The following is a 15,830-nucleotide window of genomic DNA, read 5'->3' as shown; positions in this document are numbered from 1 at the left end:
CTAAATTCGCAGGCCCAGGCGCATGCGCCGGGCCCACCAGGGTGACACCATGAAATTCTCCGAAAACTGGCTGCGCAGCCATGTCCCGACCGGCGCCTCGCGCGATGAACTGAGTGCAGTGCTGACCGCCATCGGCCTGGAAGTGGAAGACGTGACCGCGCTGGGCGAAGGCCTCGATCACGTGGTCGTGGCACGCATCGTCGAGGCCGTGCGCCATCCCGAAGCCGACCGCCTGCAGGTGTGCAGGGTCGATGCCGGGCAGGGCGAGCTGCTGCAGATCGTCTGTGGTGCGCCGAACGCCCGCCCGGGCCTGGTCGCGCCACTGGCGATGGTCGGTGCGCAGATCGGCGAGTTGAAGATCAAGCCGGCCAAGCTGCGCGGCGTGGAGTCCAACGGCATGCTGTGCTCTGCCAAGGAACTGGGCCTGGACAGCGATGCCTCCGGCCTGCTGGAACTGCCCGATGACGCACCGGTCGGCCAGGCCCTGGTCGAGTACCTGGGCCTGCCGGACGCCAGCATCGAGATCAAGCTGACCCCGAACCGCGCCGACTGCTTCAGCCTGCGCGGCATCGCCTACGACGTCGCCGCCGCTACCCGCAGCGAAGTGCTGGATTTCGCTGCCGACGCCATTCCGGCTGCCGGCAGCCGTGAGCTGGCCATCCAGCTCGACGCTGGCGCCGAAGCGCCGCGTTACCTGGGCCGTGTGATCGAGGGCGTCAACGCTGCCGCCAAGACCCCGTTGTGGATGGCCGAGCGCCTGCGCCGCAGTGGCGTGCGTCCGGTCTCGCTGCTGGTCGACATCACCCAGTACGTGATGCTGGAACTGGGCCAGCCGATGCATGCCTACGACCTGTCCACCCTGCAGGGCAGCATTGCCGTGCGCCGTTCGCGCGCGGGCGAGACGCTGAAGCTGCTGGACGGCCGCGATGCCGCGCTGGACGACAGCTTCCTGGTGGTCACCGACGCCGATCGTGCGATCGGCCTGGCCGGCCTGATGGGCGGCTTCGACACCCGCGTCACCGACGCGACGACTGCCGTGTTCCTGGAAGCCGCGCACTTCGCGCCGGCTGCGATCATGGGCCGTGGCCGCAAGCTGGGCCTGCACACCGATGCCGGCCACCGCTTCGAGCGTGGCGTAGATCCGGCACTGCCGCGCACCGCCATCGAATACGCCACCCGCCTGGTGCTGGACCTGGCCGGCGGTACCCCGGCGCCGGTCACCGAGGCCGTGCGCGCCGATGACCTGCCGCAGCCGGCGACGATCGTACTGCGCCGCGCACGCATCACCCGCGTGCTGGGCATCACCATCGACGACGCCGAAGTCGAGCGCATCCTGCGCGCGCTGGGCATGGACGTGGCTGCCACGGCCGAGGGCTGGCAGGTCGCCGCGCCGAGCCGCCGCTTCGACATCGCCATTGAAGAAGACCTGATCGAAGAGCTGGCCCGCATCCACGGTTACGAGCAGATCCCGACCACGCTGCCGGGCGGTGCCTCGCGCGTGGCGATGCCGAGCGAGACCCAGTTGGACGCGCTGAGCGTGCGCCGCCAGCTGATCGCCCGCGACCTGCAGGAAACCGTCAATTTCGCCTTCGTCGACGACGCACTGCTGGCCCAGTGGCAGCTGCGCGACGGCCTGGTGCCACTGGCCAACCCACTGTCGGCCGAACTGGCGGTGATGCGTCCGTCGCTGCTGCCGGGCCTGGTCGCCACCCTGGGCCGCAACGCCGCCCGCCAGCTCGGCCGCGTGCGCCTGTTCGAGCTCGGCCGCGTGTTCGCCCAGCAGGCCGGAGATGGCCAACCGGCACCGCTGGAAACCCAGCGCGTGGCGGCAGCTGTCTGCGGTGAGGCCCAGGCGGTGCAGTGGGGCCTGCCGACCCGCAAGGTCGATTTCCATGACCTGAAGGGCGACCTGGAATCGCTGGCGGCTGCCAGTGGTGCGGTACTGGAGTTCCGCCCGTCGTCCCGTGCCTACGGCCACCCGGCGCGGTCGGCCGAGGTGTTCCGCGATGGCGTGCCGATCGGCTGGATCGGCCAGATCCACCCGCGCCTGGCCAAGGCGATGGAGATCGAAGCCGACGTCTATGCCTTCGAGCTGGACCTGGAACCGCTGACCGCCCGCCGCCTGCCGCGTGCCGGCGAGCTGTCGCGATTCCCGGCGGTGCGTCGCGACCTGGCGTTCCTGGTGCCTGAACAGGTGGCCTGGACCGATCTGGCGGCCACCGTCCGCCAGGCCGCCGGCCCGCTGCTGCGCGACCTGAACCTGTTCGATCGCTATGTTGGCCAGGGCGTCGAGCCGGGATTCAAGAGTCTCGCTATGGGCTTGATTTTGCAGGACAAGTCGCGCACTCTGACGGACCGCGACGTGGATGCGGTGGTGGCCGAGGCGGTCACTGCCATCGAGCGTGAACACCACGCCCGGATCCGCGGCTGAGCGGGCAGCACTCGGGGGTAGCAGGCAATGGCATTGACCAAGGCGGAGATGGCGGAAAAGCTGTTCGACGAAGTCGGTCTGAACAAGCGGGAAGCCAAGGAATTCGTCGACGCGTTTTTCGATGTGCTGCGTGAAGCATTGGAACAGGGACGTCAGGTGAAGCTGTCGGGCTTCGGTAATTTCGATCTGCGGCGCAAGAACCAGCGCCCGGGTCGCAACCCCAAGACCGGCGAGGAAATTCCGATTTCCGCCCGTACGGTGGTCACCTTCCGGCCGGGCCAGAAGCTCAAGGAGAGGGTGGAAGCTTATGCTGGATCCGGGCAGTAACCGCGAACTACCGCCGATCCCGGCCAAGCGCTACTTCACCATCGGTGAAGTCAGCGAGCTGTGCGACGTCAAGCCGCACGTCCTGCGCTACTGGGAAACCGAGTTTCCCAGCCTTGAGCCGGCCAAGCGCCGAGGCAACCGCCGCTACTACCAGCGCCATGACGTGCTGATGGTGCGGCAGATCCGCAGCCTGCTGTACGAACAGGGCTACACCATCGGTGGTGCACGCCTGCGCCTGGAGGGTCCCGATGCCCGCGAGGAATCGGCGCTGAGCAACCAGATCATCAAACAGGTGCGCATGGAGCTGGAAGAAGTGCTGCAGTTGCTGCGCCGCTGATCCTATTTCCATCGTAATCCGCTATACTTCACGGCCCGCCGCACTGGCGGGCACATCGCAGCATCAGTCGGGGCGTAGCGCAGCCTGGTAGCGCATCTGCCTGGGGGGCAGAGGGTCGTCGGTTCGAATCCGGCCGTCCCGACCACTGTGATGAATCAAGAAGCCCGCGCAGCGATGCGTGGGCTTTTTTGTGCGTGCGGTGTATGCTGCGCGCCACTCGTACTACCGCGGCTGCTGAACCCGGTACTCACGAGAACACATCATGGAATCTGCAAGAAACCGTGCCTGGCGTCGCAGCCAGGCCCGCAACCGTGGTGGCGACCGCGCCACGACGGCCTACCGCTACAAGCCCGAGAAGAACTGGAAGCTGTTGTATACGCGCGATGCCAAGCTCGCGCGTGCACGCCAGCTGGGCTTCACCTATCCGGTCCTCAGCGCCCGCCAACTGCAGGAACAGGAATGATCAACCTGCTGTTCGTCTGCAGCCGCAACCAGCTGCGGAGCCCGACCGCCGAAGCCATGTGGCGACGGCGGCCCGGCTTCAACGCGAAGTCGGCCGGCACCAGCCCGCACGCACGACGCCCCATCGGCCCGGCGGATATCCGCTGGGCCGATGTCATCTTCGTGATGGAGGCCAAGCACCAGCATCGCCTGCAGGCCGCGTACGCGCGCCTGCTGGAACACAAGCGCCTGCATTGCCTGGATATCCCCGACGACTATCGCTGCATGGATCCGGTATTGATGGACCTGCTGGACGCAAAGGTGACCATGTATCTCGATCAGCTGCCGGAAAAGCGGTAGATCAGCTCCGGATCGCCTTCGTCCAATCCATGCACGATGCCGCTGTCGATGAAACCCGAGGCGGGCATCACCTCGCGGATATGCAGCATCGTCGAGGAAAGATCGGCTGTGCCATCGCAGGCTCCTGGACTGGATGCGCCCAGCCCATCGATCACCTCGGCCGTGTCTGCGTATCCGCCACAGCCAGCGTGTGGTCGGCAGTCAATACACGCGGAACTCGGCACGGCAGCCGTCGCTGACCCACACCCCCCGGCGGTCCCAGCCCCAGTTGCGGTCCTCGACGCACGGCGTCACCGACTTCTGCTTGACCAGGCGCACTCCATGGCGCACCCGGATGCGGCATTCCTTGTCCTTCTGTTCGTAGGACTCGCAGACCAGGCGCTCGCCGTCGTCATCCCGGTCACGGTCCCGGCCGCGCCCCGGCCAGCGGCCGCGTCCCTGTTCGTCGGCCACGAACTCAGCGCGGCAGCCTTCGGTGACCCAGAGCATTCGGCGGCTCTGGCCCCAGTTCTGGTCCTCGACGCAGCGGGTGACCGACAGCTGCCTGGCCATGCGCATGCGGCCTTCGATCGGGCACTGCTGGGTCTTGTTGAACTGCGACTCGCAACGCAGCGGCGGAATGTGATCGCTGACGTAGTCCTGGGCGGCCACCGTGGTGGCCCCCAGCAACAGGGCCAGGGCGGAGGTGGAAATCGGCAGCAACAGGCGATGGGTCATGGAGAGCCTAGGCAGAGGGAATGGGCCGCAAGAATGGACCAGCCCGAGGCCGTCGGAACGGATCGTTCCGGCGCTGGCTCAGTGGGGATTTAGTAGTGCGCACCGGCCCATGCAGGGCCTTACATCCCTTATCATCGCGGCACATCCGATCGCATCGGCTTACACCTTCTTACATGTCTCCCACGCATGCCGGCGCAGCCTGTGGCTGCCGTCACTGGCGTGCAGCCGGCTTGCGGAGGAGGATGCGCGGACCACGACGACCACAGGGGGTTGCGTTGATCAGCAGTACCGTCATTCATCGCTCGGCTGGCGCAGAGGCCGGGCAGGTGCGTGTCCTGGACACCACGTTCAAGGGCAAGCATGTGTTCATTGCGTGGGGCCTGCGCGGGCCGGAACTGACCCGCAGCGCAGACCCGCCCGCCACCGTGGCTGCGCGCAAGGCGTTGCACGCCGTGGCTGGCCACAGCGAAGGGCCGCGCAGCCCGGAGGTGTTCATCGCCAACCAGTCGGCGGTGGCGATTACCGTCTATCGACTGCTGACCGAGGCGCGTTCGGGTGATGCCATCTTCTTCCTGTGTGATTCGCAGGCCGTGGTCGACTGGCTGATCACCGCCCTGGAAGTCCAGGGCGAAGGCTGACGCTGCGCGCGGTCAGGCCAGCGCAGCGTCCACCGCCGCAAGCGCGTGCAGGGTGGTGGTGTCGAACAACGGCACCGCACTGTCTTCTGGGCGCACCAGCAGCATGATCTCGGTACAGCCGAGGATGATCGCTTCGGCGCCGCGCGCGACCAGGCGCGCGATCACGCCGGCGTAGGCCTGCCGTGAGTGCTCGCTGACCACGCCGGCGATCAGCTCCTGGTAGATGATGTCGTGCACGCAGCGGCGATCATCAGCCTCCGGAACCAGTACCTGCAGCCCGAAGCGGTCCTGCAGCCGGTCGCGGTAGAACGCCTGCTCCATGGTGAAGGCGGTGCCGAGCAGTCCCACCTTGCGGATGCCTGCCTGCAGGATCGCCGTGGCGGTCGGGTCGGCGATATGCAGCAAGGGCAGCGGGCACTCGGCTTCGATCCGGTCGGCCAGCGTGTGCATGGTGTTGGTGCAGATCACCAGCAGCTCGGCGCCACCGGCCTGCAGTCGCCGCGCGGCATCGAGCATGTGGTTGCCCAGCACATCCCACCGACCATCGTGCTGCAACTGCTTGATGCCGGCGAAATCCACCGACCACAGCAGCAGTTGCGCCGAATGGGCGCCACCGAGGCGGTTCCGCACCGCCTCGTTGATGAGACGGTAGTACTGCGCCGAGCTTTCCCAACTCATCCCGCCGATCAGGCCAAGGGTCTTCATGCACTGCTCCATGCCAGGGAGTCGTCATTGCAGCACAGCAGGTGTGGCAGTTGCACCATACATTAGTGACTGCTAATGTGTTGATCATGATCGAGAACGCCCTGTTCAAGGCGCTGGCTGACCCCACCCGCCGCCACATCTTCGAAAAGCTGGCCGATGGTGGGCGGCATGCCAGCGCGCTACGCGAGGGCATTGCGATCAGCCAGTCTGCGATGTCCCAGCACCTGGCAGTGCTGCGCGATGCAGGGCTGGTGCGTGAGCAGCGCCAGGGGCGCTTCGTCCACTATGAAGTCGATCCGCGCGGGCTGGCCCACATCGGACGCTGGCTGCAGCGATACCGGGCCTACTGGCCGGCGCGGATGTCCGCACTGCAGAACCTGCTGGAGGAGATGGACTGATGGACGATGTACTGAAGGAAGCGGCTCCCGCGCTGGTGATGGAGCAGCGGTTGCCTGCGCCGCCGGAACGGGTCTGGCGCGCACTGTTCGACCCGGCACTGCGTGAGCGCTGGTTGCCTGCCGCCGATCTTGCCGATCCACAGCCCTGCCTGTGCGAGGAGGGGCGGGAGCTGGGATTCCGCTTGCGCGATGCACAGCCCCCACATCTGCACAGCCTTGTGTGTTTTCGGCTGCGCGCTGATGAGGATGGGGGAACGGTGCTGACCATCGTGCATCGGCTCACCGACCGGCGCGCGCTGATACCGCCGGCGTCCAACGATGACCATCGCACGGTGATGCGCGCGGCTTGAGCCGGCGCCTGGATCGAACGCTACAGGGAGCAGGCACATGCGGGACAGAATGCAGCTGGTACCGATGGTGGTGGAACGCAGCGAGCGCGGTGAGCGCTCCTATGACATCTACTCGCGGCTCCTGCGCGAGCGCATCATCTTTCTCAACGGCGAAGTCGATGACACCGTATCGGCGCTGGTCTGCGCGCAACTGCTGTTCCTTGAATCTGAAAATCCGGAGAAGCCGATCCATCTGTACATCAATTCGCCGGGTGGGGTGATCTCCAGCGGCCTGGCGATGTACGACACGATGCAATACATCTCGGCCCCGGTGCATACGCTGTGCATGGGCACCGCGCGGTCGATGGGTTCGTTCCTGCTGATGGCCGGCGAGCCGGGTCACCGCGCGGCGCTGGCCAATGCCAACCTGCATGTGCACCAGCCGCTGGGCGGGGTGCAGGGCCAGGCTTCGGACATCTTCATCCACGCCGAGGAGATGCAGCGCACCAAGCAGCGCATCACCCAACTGTATGCGCGGCATTGCGGACGCAGTTTCGAGGAGGTCGAACAGACCCTGGACCGTGATCGGTTCATGAGCGCCGAGCAGGCATGCGAATGGGGCCTGATCGACCAGGTACTGGTACGGCGCGACGCGCTCGCGGCCTGAGCCTGCCTCTGTAACCACCGCATCCATGCTGCACTGTGTGTGCCGCGCCAGGCCGGCGCGCTCTATGCTGGTTAGATGTTCTGAAGTGGACGCCCGATATGGCCCTGCATACCTGGTGGTGGTTCCTGGCCACGGTCTTCGTGCTGTGCGGGACGCCCGGGCCGAACATGCTGCACATCCTTGGGCGCAGCGTCGGGCTGGGGTTCCGTGGCAGTGTGCCGGCCATGGCCGGCTGCCTGCTGGCGATGCTCCTGGTGCTGGCGGCTTCCGCAGCGGGCCTGAGTGCGCTGCTGCATTCCTCGCCCATGCTGTTCGAGGTGCTGCGCTATCTCGGTGTGGCCTACCTGGCCTGGCTCGGCATCAAGGCCTGGCGTGACAGTTGCCGGCCCGCACCCGCAGTGGTCGATGCTGCCGAGGTCACACTGGCGCCGGTACATGGCGCAGGAACGGTGTTCCGCGGCGGCCTGTGGGTTGGCCTGAGCAATCCCAAACTACTGCTGTTCGCCGCAGCGTTCCTGCCACAGTTCGTCGATCCGTCGCGCAGCCAGGCCGTGCAGTACAGCGTGCTGGTGGCGACCTTCGCGGCCTGCGAACTGTTCTGGTACGTGATGTATGCGGCCGGTGGCCACGGCCTGCGCCGTTGGCTTGCCAAGCCATTCGCACGGCGCTGGTTCGAGCGGCTGGTGGGAAGCGTGTTCCTGGCCTTCGCAGTGGCGCTGCTGCGCTTCCGGCCGCGTTGATTCACGCCGCACACGCGGCCCGTTCACGAGCGCCGCATCGGTGGCGGCCTAGCCTGATCGCACCGTTTGCATTCCCTGCAGGGAAAGGATCGACATGATCAAGTGGGCCATCATCTTCGCCATCATCGGCATCATCGCTGGCGTGCTGGGCTTCGGCGGCATCGCTGGCGCCGCCGTGGGCATCGCCAAGTTCCTGTTCTGGGCAGGCATCATCATCGCCGTGGTCCTGTTCCTGATCGGCATGAGCGTGGCGAAGAAGGTCAGCTAGCGCCAGTCGCGCAGCAGCGTCTTCAGTGCGCGCTGCTGCGCGAGAACAGATTGATCACCAGTACGCCGGCGCAGATCAGGCCGATCCCGATCAATGCCGGTGCATCCAGCCGCTGCTTGAAGACCACCAGGCCGATCAGCGAGATCAGCACGATGCCGACGCCGGACCAGATTGCATAGGCGATGCCGGTCGGCACCGACTTCATGGTGACCGATAGCAGGTAGAAGCACAGCCCATAGCCAACCAGTGCGCCCACTGTCGGCCACAGCCGGCTCATGCCGTCCGAGGCTTTCAGCAGTGACGTGGCGATCACTTCCAGCACGATGGCGGTGGCCAGGTAGATATAGGGGTTCATCGCGGGCTCCGGGTCACTGCGGGTCGCACCGGATCAATCGTCGATGCGAGCGAAGCGCGCCTGCGGGCCGTGTTCGCCCGGAACCTGCTCGATGAACATCGGGTAGGGGCGTACCCACAGGCCGCCTTCGCCATAGAGTGCGCGATAAAGCACCATCGGTTCCAACGTCTCGCTGCTGCGGACGATGTCGAGCACCTCGTATTCGCCGCCCTTGAAGTGGCGATACCGGCCACGGGCGAGATCGGGCAGGGGAGTCAGCTCAGCCATGGCAGGGCGTGCTCACTTGCGCGTCGGGCTGGCGGGCTTGGCGCAGTACGCGTCGATGGCCTCGGCCGTGTTGGCCAGGCCCTGCGCCTGCGCCAGTTCCCAGGGGCGCTCGCAGCGCTGGCTGTGTTCGCACCACTGATAGCCGGCAGAGCCGATACAGCCGTGCGCATCACGGTCGCCCCCCACCACCGGTGTCGCTGGCGACGCCTCAGCCGCATCAGCGCGCGCGGTCGCCGTGTCCTGGCTGGCACAGCCGGCCAGAGCCAGCAGGGCCGGGATCAGAAGAAGCACCTTCATGCGCGAGCTCCGTGCGTAAAGCGACATTTTCTGTCGCAAATAGCTCGCCAGCAAGCGCTCAATGCACGGCGGCGCGGATCAACTCTTCGATCAGGATCAGATAGCTGGCCACGAAATAGAACTTCAGCAACGTCGAACGCTGGTGCGAGAAGAAGGTGCGCATGTGGAAGGGGCCCCTGTTGATGACGGTAGTGTGAAGCCAGCCTGACTCCGTGACAAGGATCACGGAATGAACGGGCTAAACGGACTCAGGGATGTGATGAGGGTGGGGTTCTGACGCACTGGCGCGGACTTTTCGTACTTTTCTGATGGGACCACCCTGATGGCATGGCTAGGGTGACGGCATCAGCAGAGGGTCTAGTGCCCCCTGCGCCTTTCCCAGAAGGAGCGTCCCATGGTCATTACCGTCAAGTGCAGTGCCGCGCAGTGGTCCCTGTTGGATCCGGCCGCAGGCGTCGCCGAAGCATTCAACTCCGGGGCCGCAGCGTTCGATGCCGCGGTTGGCCTGGCCAGCGCCCACCATCGCCGGACCGGCCAGGGCAGCACGGTGCGCGTGGAGGCGCTGGGTAGCAGCGTGGATGCCGTGCATTTCGAGGCGATGGCAACCGCCTCGGGGCCGGTTACCGGCCTGCGTCCTGCGCCGGTGGCGTAACGCCGGAGGATCCCCCGTGCAGTGCCTGGCTTACGACATGGCGCAGCCACGATGGATTCACCGTTTTGGCATAGACATGACCGATCTGTGCCGGCAGGGCGCGATCCTGCAGTACGCGCAAGGGCTGTTGGGCCAGCACGAGGATGAGCAGATCCCTGCGCAGGCAGCAGATGCGGCGCAGCAGTGGCATGCCGTCAGCCTGGCCCACAGTCGGCATGCAGGGATCGATGATCAGTGCGTTGCAGCGCGGGCTGGCGATCTGGGTCAGAACCTCTGCGGGCGAACGCGCTTCGCCGAGGGTTCTGCCGTCCAGATGGGGCTGGAGTCTGCGTATCAGTTCGCGTCGGATCCAGGGGTTTGCATCGGCGATGACGAGGGAGGGGAGGGGGGACGGCCGGCTTTCGCAGGCGCCACTGCCTGACTGGAGTGGCAAAGCGTGAACAGCTTGAAGTATCTGCATAGCAGGCTATGGATTGTCGGGGCCACAGCCTTTGGGCAGGAGGTCGTAATAGGGGATGGCAGTCCAGCAGCGCCATTCACGGCTGCGCGTGTCCATGATCAGCACCAGATTGCGCCGCCATGTCCCCACGTTGTAGCCAGCATCGAATCGCAGCAGGCAATCGATCTCGAAGCCGCCATCTGCACGATACTTTGCCGTGATGGTTTCACAGCGCTCACTGCTCTCCGGTACTCCCAGCTTGCGGTTGTCCGAGCCATAGAAATCCCCCCGTTCGGCCAGCCACGCCTCCACTCCAGCCTTCCCGCCAGCCAGTTCGGCCAACGCCGCCGCCAGCTTGGCTTTGGTAGAGAACTTCTTGTATTGCGGAACTGCGATCAGGGAAAGAACTGCAATGATGGCGACGACCACCATGAGTTCGACCAGAGAGAATCCTCGTTGCCGGCGTGTATGCCTCAACGCGTGACCGGCCCTTGAGATTTTCTTTCTCATAGGTTCCTCCATGAGGAAATCAACTTTGAATCATGGCTGGCGCACGCAATGGGAGAGACGCGCGCAACTGTATACAGGCCCGGCGATCTATGTAGGGGCATGCGCGTGCGATCAGTTCAGGCAGACCTGGGGAAGGAGGCTCCGGTCCGGAATGTCGCCCTTGCAGAGCCAAGCTCCCTGCGAGTCGCGATCCAGGGTCAGGCTGCCACTGCCGATTGCAGCGTCGCTCTTGAGCTCGCAGTTGATGCTCGTAGCTCCATTCGTGACATCGCTTGTCACCGTAATCCAGGTACAGCGGGAGCTCGACTCGGGCAGGCCAATCGATGCCGGCGTGGTGACCTCGCTGCCCTCGGCGAGGAGTGATTCAACGCCAACTTTTCCACCGGCAACTTCTGCGAGGGCGCCCGCCAACTTTGCCTTGGCCGCGAACCGCTGATACTGCGGCAGGGCAATCATCCCCAGAATCCCGATGATCGCCACCACCACCATGAGTTCAATAAGGGAAAAGCCCTTCTGCCGGGATGCGCTTTTGCCTGCGTGGCGTGTACGGCCGATTGCGGTGTTCATGATAATCCTCTGTGGCGTGGTGGTTTCATTGGTCTGGCCCGGAAACAAGCATTCGTGGCGCAGTCATAGGAAATCACGTGCACGGCAGTGGGTATATTCAAGAACTGGTAAAGTCGAGCGTGTTGAATGGCCGCGCGACTGTTTTGCGAATAATCAGAAAGTGCGCCGCAATTGCGTTGGGCATGGCCCAGGCACTGCCTGCACATCGGCCTTGCCCGCATTGCATCGCCATTCTCCGGCAGGGGTTCGCCACCATTGCAGGCGGCCGTCCTGGCGCAGATCGCAGGTCAGCACCGCGCGGCCGGTGTCGGGGAGCGAGGCGCGCAGGTGCACGCAATGCGCGGCGCTGGCAGGCAGTCCCAGGTGCTGGTCGGTCACGGTGAGATCACCTTCGGCGTAACTGCTTTCCACGGCGGCGATGGCGCCGCCCAGCACGCTGGCCGCGTCGCGCGGCCGGGTGCGGCCGGTAGCGTCATCTGCCGAGGGCGCACACAACAGTAGCGCGTAGACGGCTGTCAGTCCGGCGACGATGCAGACCGACGCCCAGGGCCGGTAGTGGCGTCGGCGAGGTGCCGCCTGTGTGGTTGATCGAGGGCGCATGGAGGGCGGCTCCCGTTGTCGAGAAGGGCGCGCGGTGCAACCACAGGCCGGGGCCGCTCTCCCCAGAGCAGCCCCGGCATTCGCATCCCCTGGCTATCGTTGTCGTGCGCTACAGCGCCAGCGAGCTTTCCACGTCCAGCACCATGCGCCGGGCGAGAGCTAGATTGGCCTTCTGCCGATCCAGTACCACATAGAAGAACAGGCCCTTCTTGGCCGACACCGGGCGCAGCACGTGGTACGCGCGACCCAGAGTGATCAGCACGTCCTCGATGCTGTCGTTGAGCTTCAGCGCTTCAGCCGCTTTCATCTTGGCGCGCAGCACCTCGGTGTTTCCTGCGGCCGCCAGCTCCATGTCCACGCCTGAGCCGGCCTCACCCAGCAGCATGCCGCTTTCGTAGTCGACCAGGGCAACGGCTTGTGCGCCGTTGATCTGCATGAGCGTGTCCAGTCATTTGTTGATGGCGATGTTCATTTCAGTGGTCCGTTGCGGGTGTGAGGAGTTGAAGAGCCGTCTGATCAGTGAGAGGGCATGCATCAGTTCGGGTTGTCGGTCAGGGCCCGTACGCACTGCTTGGCATGCCACAGCACGTTGCCGATGACACAGCTGTGGTCGCATGCGGTCATCAATAGGCGGGGCTGTGTTCCGGGAATGGCAAGCATCAAAACCTTGCCGTTGGCGGCATCGAGGATGAGTGTGTCGAGTTCACCAAAGTGCAGTTCGCGACCCAGCGCACTGGCCAGGCCGAGCATCGAGCTGGTCATCGCGGCCAGGCGATCGGCGACATGGCCCTTCGGGCCGGCCTGGGCCAGTGCGAAACCATCAGTGCTGGCAACGACGAGCGCCTGGATGCCGGTGACATCGTGTACGAGCGCGTCGAGTGCCAATGTGCGGTCGATGTCATTCATGGGCGGCCGCCGTGGCATTGCATTCGATCTGACTCATCAGCAGGTCCATCGCCATGATGGCCTGCGCCATGTCGCGTGGGTCCAGCGGCAATGCCGGCAGGTGTGGCGCATGGTCCTGCAACCAGTCCTGCCAGTGCGGCTGTACCGGATCATCGGTGCTACCGCATCGGGTGAAGCCGATGACGACGGGCAGCCCCGGTGCGCTTTCGGCGATAGCTCGCAGATGCCGCCCGGCCAGCGTGGCGCCCACGCTGGCGCTGCCATCGATCAGAACGATGGCACCTTCTGCACCGGCCAGCAGGATCGGCCAGATGTAGGAGAAACGTTCCTGCCCCGGCGATCCGTACAGGCGCAGGCGGTCGCCGCCTGGCAGGTCGATGTCGCCATAGTCCATGGCCACGGTGGTGTATTGCTTGCCCACGGAAGGGTCGGTATTGCGGGCTTCCGTCACCACCGCCGTGCCCTGGGTCAGGGTCTGCACGAGGGTGGACTTGCCCGCGCCGAGTGGGCCCATCACTACGATCTTGTGCTCACGCACGGTCATGCACTCCAGCGGATGCGAAGTTGTCGCCACAGATTGACGAGGCTGTCGGCGGGCGAGGGGCGCACAGGTGCGTCCTCGCCCACAACGGGAAAGGCATAGGCGGTGAGGAACGCTGCGTTGAAGAACGACTGCACGGTTTGGCGTGGCAGATCCAGGATGTCGCAGCATGCGCGCACGGACGCGCCCTGCTTGATCAGCAGCGCGCACAGTCGGAAGTGATCGGGACGATGGGCCAGGATGCGGAAGTCTGGCCAACGCCGCAGGCGCAACTTCGTGCAGTCTTGCAGGGGCGGGATCGGCACGCCGGGCCCGTCCGTGACCAGGGCAACGTTCCACAGCGTCAGGCGCAGCGGAACATTGCTGCACACCGTCGCACGCTGCACGAAGACCTCCTGTGTCACCGGTACTAGGCTCAGTCGAGAGTCTGCGTCGCCCAGTAGTCTCTGCAGCAGTGTCAGCGTGATCGGCGCGGGTGCGGTGGTCATCATCCGGTCGTTCCTGGCGTCCAGCCAGCACACGGTGGCCCCGTCGTGAATGATCGCGGCATGGGCCGGCCGCCGCGACGGCGTGCTGTCGCTCGCCAGATGCAGTCGCAACTGCTGTACGAACGGCAATGCGGCAGTTGGCAATGCGGCCGGCGCCAGTGGCTCTGCTTCAAAGGGCTCTTGCAGATCCTCAAACGATTGACGACGGAATCGGACCATGGGGTGTCCAGTGCGGCGAGTGATCGGAGGTGACTTTGTAAGCGGCCCCGCTGGCTTTCTGGAATGAAACTATTGGGAAAACTGCTGTGTAATTCGTATTTTTGATGCTCTCTGCAATTAATGGAATTGGCCGGAAGTTACTGCTGCAATGACATCAATTGCAGTGAGCGATTATTAAGTTGACGTAACCTGGAATGATTACTAGCGTCTCCACTGCGCACTGCGGCGTGACTATTGACGGGTAATCAGCATGCTCACTCGAATTGCCATTGCGGATGATCATCCACTGGTCTTGCTAGGCACGCGCATCGTGATCGAGGCCGGTGGGCAGCATCGCGTGGTGGCGGAGGCGCGATGTGCAGAAAGCCTGCTGGCCATCCTGGCCGAAGAGCCGGTGGATCTGGTGGTGACTGATTTTTCGATGCCGGATGTCGGCCGCTCGGACGGTCAGGCGATGCTGCAGGCGCTGAGTCGCAATTACCCCAAGGTGCCGGTGATCCTGGTCACGATGGTCACCAACGCCACCACCTTGAACATGGCAATGCGTACCGGTGTGCGCGGACTGGTGTGGAAGTGCAGTTGCGTGGATGGCACCCGCAAGGCGGTCGATACCGTGTTGAGCGGGGGGATCTACCTGGACCCCCAGTTGGCGCACTGCCTGCAGGAGGGTGGGCGTGAGCGATCGCTTTCGGTGTTGTCGCCCAAGGAGCTGGAGGTTCTGCGGCTGTATGTGTCGGGACCTTCGATCACAGAGATCGCCGGGAAGCTGCGGCGCACCGTCAGTACCATCAGCCGGCAACGCATTTCGGCGATGAGGAAACTGGGCATCAGCAATGATGCCGAGCTGTTCGCCTATGCGTTCGAGGAACGCCTGGGCAATGCCGGTGGCATGGCCAGTGGGGCAGCAAACGGGGGCCCATGAGTTCACGGCGGTCCAGTCAGGTCCGGTTGAGTTGTTTGAATGGGGGAACAACTGCCATCGCGCCTCCCTCTGTGCGCCGCGCCGTGAATCCCGGATGCTTGCGCCATCGTATTCATCTGGAGATCTCGATGGGCAAGGCACTCACCTGGCGCACCCTGGCCTGCATCCTGTTGCCGATGCTGGCGGCCGCCGGCGGCGCCCAGGCGCAGAGCTATGGCTACGGCTACGACGACGACCGCTACGGCGGCCGCGATGGCAGTGGCATCGTGCGCTGCGAGTCGGTCAAGAACCGCAGCAATGAGTGCCGCCTGGATGGCCGCGCGCGGTTGATCCGCCAATTGTCCGGTTCGCCCTGTGTGGAAGGTGAGACCTGGGGCCAGTCGCGCAACGGCGTCTGGGTCACACAGGGGTGCCGTGCCGAATTCGTCGGTGAATACCGCCGCGGCGGCGGCTGGGGCGGCAATGGCGGCGGCTGGGGCAACGGCAATGGATGGGGTGGTGGCGATGTGGTCACCTGCCATTCCAATGGCCACCGGCAGGAGTACTGCGATGCCCGCATCCGCCGGGGCGTGCGCCTGATCCGCCAGGACTCGCGCAGTGCCTGCATCGAAGGTCAGAGCTGGGGCTGGGATCGCCGCGGCATCTGGGTGAGCGATGGCTGCAGGGCGCAGTTCCAGGTGAACTGAGCTTTACGGGTTCAACCCGTGAA

27 protein-coding genes, 1 tRNA gene and 1 pseudogene are annotated in these 15,830 nt (G+C 64.9%); 16 read left to right on the top strand and 13 right to left on the bottom strand.

From position 1 onward, the window contains the following. Positions 1-49 precede the first annotated feature (49 nt). From pheT to AC2A1N_RS05760, 6 genes are all read left to right on the top strand, one after another. A complete protein-coding gene (gene pheT / locus AC2A1N_RS05785) occupies positions 50-2,431 on the top strand; it encodes a phenylalanine--tRNA ligase subunit beta (RefSeq protein ID WP_242892507.1) in 2,382 nt (793 codons plus the stop codon). Between the two features lie 27 nt (positions 2,432-2,458). Beyond that, positions 2,459-2,758 (top strand): integration host factor subunit alpha, encoded by a 300-nt coding sequence (locus tag AC2A1N_RS05780; RefSeq protein ID WP_005410432.1) that lies wholly within the window; start codon positions 2,459-2,461, stop codon positions 2,756-2,758. Continuing rightward, complete coding sequence (locus AC2A1N_RS05775; protein ID WP_053518690.1) at positions 2,739-3,095, top strand: MerR family transcriptional regulator; 357 nt, start codon at positions 2,739-2,741, stop codon at positions 3,093-3,095. Before AC2A1N_RS05780 ends, AC2A1N_RS05775 begins: the two co-directional genes overlap by 20 nt. Positions 3,096-3,163: 68 nt before the next feature. After that, positions 3,164-3,240 (top strand) — tRNA-Pro (locus AC2A1N_RS05770). 117 nt (positions 3,241-3,357) lie between these two features. Beyond that, entirely contained in the window at positions 3,358-3,558 is a 201-nt protein-coding gene (locus tag AC2A1N_RS05765; protein ID WP_088496157.1) for a hypothetical protein, read from the top strand. Then, entirely contained in the window at positions 3,555-3,896 is a 342-nt protein-coding gene (locus tag AC2A1N_RS05760) for a low molecular weight protein tyrosine phosphatase family protein (RefSeq protein WP_061478090.1), read from the top strand. Before AC2A1N_RS05765 ends, AC2A1N_RS05760 begins: the two co-directional genes overlap by 4 nt. On the opposite strand, the pseudogene AC2A1N_RS05755 reads toward AC2A1N_RS05760, so the two are convergent. Beyond that, positions 3,875-3,961: pseudogene (locus tag AC2A1N_RS05755) on the bottom strand (GNAT family N-acetyltransferase); the annotation flags it as partial. The gene AC2A1N_RS05760 and the pseudogene AC2A1N_RS05755 overlap by 22 nt on opposite strands. A 136-nt stretch (positions 3,962-4,097) precedes the next feature. Continuing rightward, complete coding sequence (locus tag AC2A1N_RS05750) at positions 4,098-4,613, bottom strand: DUF3011 domain-containing protein (RefSeq protein ID WP_061478089.1); 516 nt, start codon at positions 4,611-4,613, stop codon at positions 4,098-4,100. A 242-nt stretch (positions 4,614-4,855) separates the two neighbouring features. Between AC2A1N_RS05750 and AC2A1N_RS05745 the strand changes: the two genes are divergently transcribed. After that, positions 4,856-5,251 (top strand): hypothetical protein, encoded by a 396-nt coding sequence (locus tag AC2A1N_RS05745; RefSeq protein ID WP_061478088.1) that lies wholly within the window; start codon positions 4,856-4,858, stop codon positions 5,249-5,251. A gap of 12 nt (positions 5,252-5,263) precedes the next feature. Here AC2A1N_RS05745 and AC2A1N_RS05740 read toward each other — a convergent pair whose 3' ends face one another. After that, the gene (locus AC2A1N_RS05740) at positions 5,264-5,956 is read right to left on the bottom strand and encodes an aspartate/glutamate racemase family protein (protein ID WP_061478087.1); all 693 of its coding nucleotides are present in this window, start codon (positions 5,954-5,956) and stop codon (positions 5,264-5,266) included. An 86-nt stretch (positions 5,957-6,042) separates the two neighbouring features. Between AC2A1N_RS05740 and AC2A1N_RS05735 the strand changes: the two genes are divergently transcribed. The 5 genes from AC2A1N_RS05735 (at position 6,043) to AC2A1N_RS05715 (ending at position 8,358) form a co-directional block, all read left to right on the top strand. Then, the gene (locus AC2A1N_RS05735) at positions 6,043-6,354 is read left to right on the top strand and encodes an ArsR/SmtB family transcription factor (RefSeq protein WP_005417843.1); all 312 of its coding nucleotides are present in this window, start codon (positions 6,043-6,045) and stop codon (positions 6,352-6,354) included. Continuing rightward, a complete protein-coding gene (locus AC2A1N_RS05730; protein ID WP_049413658.1) occupies positions 6,354-6,704 on the top strand; it encodes an SRPBCC family protein in 351 nt (116 codons plus the stop codon). Before AC2A1N_RS05735 ends, AC2A1N_RS05730 begins: the two co-directional genes overlap by 1 nt. A 37-nt stretch (positions 6,705-6,741) precedes the next feature. Next, positions 6,742-7,350 (top strand): ATP-dependent Clp protease proteolytic subunit, encoded by a 609-nt coding sequence (locus AC2A1N_RS05725; protein WP_242892510.1) that lies wholly within the window; start codon positions 6,742-6,744, stop codon positions 7,348-7,350. Positions 7,351-7,448: 98 nt separating this feature from the next. Further along, positions 7,449-8,090 (top strand): LysE family translocator, encoded by a 642-nt coding sequence (locus AC2A1N_RS05720; protein ID WP_242892513.1) that lies wholly within the window; start codon positions 7,449-7,451, stop codon positions 8,088-8,090. A gap of 94 nt (positions 8,091-8,184) precedes the next feature. After that, positions 8,185-8,358, top strand: a complete 174-nt coding sequence (locus tag AC2A1N_RS05715; protein ID WP_005417836.1) for a DUF1328 domain-containing protein — start codon at positions 8,185-8,187, stop codon at positions 8,356-8,358. Positions 8,359-8,380: 22 nt separating this feature from the next. Here AC2A1N_RS05715 and AC2A1N_RS05710 read toward each other — a convergent pair whose 3' ends face one another. Genes AC2A1N_RS05710 through AC2A1N_RS05700 form a run of 3 tightly spaced genes read right to left on the bottom strand, consistent with a single transcriptional unit; the run spans position 8,381 to position 9,277 of the window. After that, a complete protein-coding gene (locus AC2A1N_RS05710; RefSeq protein WP_484371745.1) occupies positions 8,381-8,713 on the bottom strand; it encodes an SMR family transporter in 333 nt (110 codons plus the stop codon). Between the two features lie 33 nt (positions 8,714-8,746). Beyond that, a complete protein-coding gene (locus AC2A1N_RS05705; RefSeq protein WP_061478085.1) occupies positions 8,747-8,980 on the bottom strand; it encodes a DUF1653 domain-containing protein in 234 nt (77 codons plus the stop codon). A 12-nt stretch (positions 8,981-8,992) separates the two neighbouring features. Beyond that, complete coding sequence (locus AC2A1N_RS05700; RefSeq protein WP_061478084.1) at positions 8,993-9,277, bottom strand: hypothetical protein; 285 nt, start codon at positions 9,275-9,277, stop codon at positions 8,993-8,995. 394 nt (positions 9,278-9,671) lie between these two features. On the opposite strand from AC2A1N_RS05700, the gene AC2A1N_RS05695 reads away from it, so the two are divergent. After that, complete coding sequence (locus AC2A1N_RS05695) at positions 9,672-9,929, top strand: hypothetical protein (RefSeq protein ID WP_061478083.1); 258 nt, start codon at positions 9,672-9,674, stop codon at positions 9,927-9,929. 16 nt (positions 9,930-9,945) lie between these two features. Beyond that, positions 9,946-10,350 (top strand): hypothetical protein, encoded by a 405-nt coding sequence (locus AC2A1N_RS05690; protein ID WP_061478082.1) that lies wholly within the window; start codon positions 9,946-9,948, stop codon positions 10,348-10,350. Between the two features lie 45 nt (positions 10,351-10,395). Here AC2A1N_RS05690 and AC2A1N_RS05685 read toward each other — a convergent pair whose 3' ends face one another. From AC2A1N_RS05685 to AC2A1N_RS05655, 7 genes are all read right to left on the bottom strand, one after another. Continuing rightward, positions 10,396-10,878: a type IV pilin protein gene (locus AC2A1N_RS05685; RefSeq protein WP_082783263.1), complete on the bottom strand. Its 483-nt coding sequence runs from the start codon at positions 10,876-10,878 to the stop codon at positions 10,396-10,398. 111 nt (positions 10,879-10,989) lie between these two features. After that, the gene (locus AC2A1N_RS05680; protein WP_061478080.1) at positions 10,990-11,445 is read right to left on the bottom strand and encodes a pilin; all 456 of its coding nucleotides are present in this window, start codon (positions 11,443-11,445) and stop codon (positions 10,990-10,992) included. Between the two features lie 153 nt (positions 11,446-11,598). Next, positions 11,599-12,045 carry a pilin gene (locus AC2A1N_RS05675; protein ID WP_061478079.1) on the bottom strand — a complete coding sequence of 149 codons (447 nt, stop codon included), beginning with the start codon at positions 12,043-12,045 and terminating at the stop codon, positions 11,599-11,601. A 109-nt stretch (positions 12,046-12,154) separates the two neighbouring features. After that, positions 12,155-12,481: a hypothetical protein gene (locus AC2A1N_RS05670; RefSeq protein WP_197467660.1), complete on the bottom strand. Its 327-nt coding sequence runs from the start codon at positions 12,479-12,481 to the stop codon at positions 12,155-12,157. A gap of 98 nt (positions 12,482-12,579) precedes the next feature. Further along, positions 12,580-12,951: a roadblock/LC7 domain-containing protein gene (locus AC2A1N_RS05665; protein WP_061478078.1), complete on the bottom strand. Its 372-nt coding sequence runs from the start codon at positions 12,949-12,951 to the stop codon at positions 12,580-12,582. Continuing rightward, complete coding sequence (locus AC2A1N_RS05660; RefSeq protein ID WP_049413642.1) at positions 12,944-13,495, bottom strand: GTP-binding protein; 552 nt, start codon at positions 13,493-13,495, stop codon at positions 12,944-12,946. The genes AC2A1N_RS05665 and AC2A1N_RS05660 overlap by 8 nt, the downstream gene beginning before the upstream one ends. Beyond that, a complete protein-coding gene (locus tag AC2A1N_RS05655) occupies positions 13,492-14,199 on the bottom strand; it encodes a hypothetical protein (RefSeq protein ID WP_061478077.1) in 708 nt (235 codons plus the stop codon). The genes AC2A1N_RS05660 and AC2A1N_RS05655 overlap by 4 nt, the downstream gene beginning before the upstream one ends. 250 nt (positions 14,200-14,449) lie before the next feature. Between AC2A1N_RS05655 and AC2A1N_RS05650 the strand changes: the two genes are divergently transcribed. Together AC2A1N_RS05650 and AC2A1N_RS05645 are read left to right on the top strand one after the other, a co-directional pair. Continuing rightward, the gene (locus AC2A1N_RS05650; protein WP_049413639.1) at positions 14,450-15,121 is read left to right on the top strand and encodes a response regulator; all 672 of its coding nucleotides are present in this window, start codon (positions 14,450-14,452) and stop codon (positions 15,119-15,121) included. 128 nt (positions 15,122-15,249) lie between these two features. Further along, positions 15,250-15,807 carry a DUF3011 domain-containing protein gene (locus tag AC2A1N_RS05645; protein WP_061478076.1) on the top strand — a complete coding sequence of 186 codons (558 nt, stop codon included), beginning with the start codon at positions 15,250-15,252 and terminating at the stop codon, positions 15,805-15,807. The last annotated feature ends 23 nt before the right edge of the window (positions 15,808-15,830 follow it).

The sequence above is a fragment of the Stenotrophomonas maltophilia group sp. SKK55 genome (assembly GCF_057179845.1).
Note: the sequence above shows the minus strand (reverse complement) of the source record. Positions and strands in the feature narration are given on the sequence as shown.

Excerpts from the sequence above, each read along its gene's own strand:
- pheT (WP_242892507.1), top strand. The coding sequence starts at position 50 with ATGAAATTCTCCGAAAACTGGCTGCGCAGCCATGTCCCGACCGGCGCC.
- AC2A1N_RS05780 (WP_005410432.1), top strand. The coding sequence starts at position 2,459 with ATGGCATTGACCAAGGCGGAGATGGCGGAAAAGCTGTTCGACGAAGTC.
- AC2A1N_RS05775 (WP_053518690.1), top strand. The coding sequence starts at position 2,739 with ATGCTGGATCCGGGCAGTAACCGCGAACTACCGCCGATCCCGGCCAAG.
- AC2A1N_RS05765 (WP_088496157.1), top strand. The coding sequence starts at position 3,358 with ATGGAATCTGCAAGAAACCGTGCCTGGCGTCGCAGCCAGGCCCGCAAC.
- AC2A1N_RS05760 (WP_061478090.1), top strand. The coding sequence starts at position 3,555 with ATGATCAACCTGCTGTTCGTCTGCAGCCGCAACCAGCTGCGGAGCCCG.
- AC2A1N_RS05750 (WP_061478089.1), bottom strand. The coding sequence starts at position 4,613 with ATGACCCATCGCCTGTTGCTGCCGATTTCCACCTCCGCCCTGGCCCTG.
- AC2A1N_RS05745 (WP_061478088.1), top strand. The coding sequence starts at position 4,856 with ATGCGCGGACCACGACGACCACAGGGGGTTGCGTTGATCAGCAGTACC.
- AC2A1N_RS05740 (WP_061478087.1), bottom strand. The coding sequence starts at position 5,956 with ATGAAGACCCTTGGCCTGATCGGCGGGATGAGTTGGGAAAGCTCGGCG.
- AC2A1N_RS05735 (WP_005417843.1), top strand. The coding sequence starts at position 6,043 with ATGATCGAGAACGCCCTGTTCAAGGCGCTGGCTGACCCCACCCGCCGC.
- AC2A1N_RS05730 (WP_049413658.1), top strand. The coding sequence starts at position 6,354 with ATGGACGATGTACTGAAGGAAGCGGCTCCCGCGCTGGTGATGGAGCAG.
- AC2A1N_RS05725 (WP_242892510.1), top strand. The coding sequence starts at position 6,742 with ATGCGGGACAGAATGCAGCTGGTACCGATGGTGGTGGAACGCAGCGAG.
- AC2A1N_RS05720 (WP_242892513.1), top strand. The coding sequence starts at position 7,449 with ATGGCCCTGCATACCTGGTGGTGGTTCCTGGCCACGGTCTTCGTGCTG.
- AC2A1N_RS05715 (WP_005417836.1), top strand. The coding sequence starts at position 8,185 with ATGATCAAGTGGGCCATCATCTTCGCCATCATCGGCATCATCGCTGGC.
- AC2A1N_RS05710 (WP_484371745.1), bottom strand. The coding sequence starts at position 8,713 with ATGAACCCCTATATCTACCTGGCCACCGCCATCGTGCTGGAAGTGATC.
- AC2A1N_RS05705 (WP_061478085.1), bottom strand. The coding sequence starts at position 8,980 with ATGGCTGAGCTGACTCCCCTGCCCGATCTCGCCCGTGGCCGGTATCGC.
- AC2A1N_RS05700 (WP_061478084.1), bottom strand. The coding sequence starts at position 9,277 with ATGAAGGTGCTTCTTCTGATCCCGGCCCTGCTGGCTCTGGCCGGCTGT.
- AC2A1N_RS05695 (WP_061478083.1), top strand. The coding sequence starts at position 9,672 with ATGGTCATTACCGTCAAGTGCAGTGCCGCGCAGTGGTCCCTGTTGGAT.
- AC2A1N_RS05685 (WP_082783263.1), bottom strand. The coding sequence starts at position 10,878 with ATGAGAAAGAAAATCTCAAGGGCCGGTCACGCGTTGAGGCATACACGC.
- AC2A1N_RS05680 (WP_061478080.1), bottom strand. The coding sequence starts at position 11,445 with ATGAACACCGCAATCGGCCGTACACGCCACGCAGGCAAAAGCGCATCC.
- AC2A1N_RS05675 (WP_061478079.1), bottom strand. The coding sequence starts at position 12,045 with ATGCGCCCTCGATCAACCACACAGGCGGCACCTCGCCGACGCCACTAC.
- AC2A1N_RS05670 (WP_197467660.1), bottom strand. The coding sequence starts at position 12,481 with ATGCAGATCAACGGCGCACAAGCCGTTGCCCTGGTCGACTACGAAAGC.
- AC2A1N_RS05665 (WP_061478078.1), bottom strand. The coding sequence starts at position 12,951 with ATGAATGACATCGACCGCACATTGGCACTCGACGCGCTCGTACACGAT.
- AC2A1N_RS05660 (WP_049413642.1), bottom strand. The coding sequence starts at position 13,495 with ATGACCGTGCGTGAGCACAAGATCGTAGTGATGGGCCCACTCGGCGCG.
- AC2A1N_RS05655 (WP_061478077.1), bottom strand. The coding sequence starts at position 14,199 with ATGGTCCGATTCCGTCGTCAATCGTTTGAGGATCTGCAAGAGCCCTTT.
- AC2A1N_RS05650 (WP_049413639.1), top strand. The coding sequence starts at position 14,450 with ATGCTCACTCGAATTGCCATTGCGGATGATCATCCACTGGTCTTGCTA.
- AC2A1N_RS05645 (WP_061478076.1), top strand. The coding sequence starts at position 15,250 with ATGGGCAAGGCACTCACCTGGCGCACCCTGGCCTGCATCCTGTTGCCG.